Source organism: Wolbachia endosymbiont of Pentidionis agamae (assembly GCF_036711655.1).
GTDB lineage: Bacteria > Pseudomonadota > Alphaproteobacteria > Rickettsiales > Anaplasmataceae > JAZHPY01.
Genome location: NZ_JAZHPY010000177.1, coordinates 1 through 389 on the forward strand (window position 1 = coordinate 1; position 389 = coordinate 389).

Genomic DNA, 389 nt, shown 5'->3' on the forward strand with positions numbered 1-389 from the left:
ATTTGCTTCACCTTTTCAGCTGTAAATTTCTTAAAATTACTGTTACACGAGAACACTGAGGTCGATAATTATCAAGAAGTAATACGTTATTGCCACTACCGCCATCGAATAGGCCTGTAACGTTCTGTCCAACTAATACAAATACATCGTCCGCATCCCCACCGGTCATAAATTTGATCCCCTCTCTAATAACAAAAACATTTGGCGTGTTGTTCGATCCAACAACGAAATCATTTCCGTTCTTCAAATCAATTAAAATCGCAGCGTTGGGATTTCGATCCAACATATATGAAAATCCAAGTGCATTTAAACACAGGTAACTGTGATGCTTTTTTTGTGACGATGAGTAAGCATTGCACAGCATCTCTGATCCGTGCGGTAAAACTTCA

Annotated in this window: 1 protein-coding gene; it reads right to left on the bottom strand. The window is 38.8% G+C overall.

All coding sequences use genetic code 11. The features are described 5' to 3' along the window. Positions 1 to 7: 7 nt before the first annotated feature. The coding region (locus V6U76_RS05520) for a hypothetical protein (RefSeq protein ID WP_333024149.1) at positions 8 to 389 on the bottom strand (382 nt) is incomplete at its 5' end.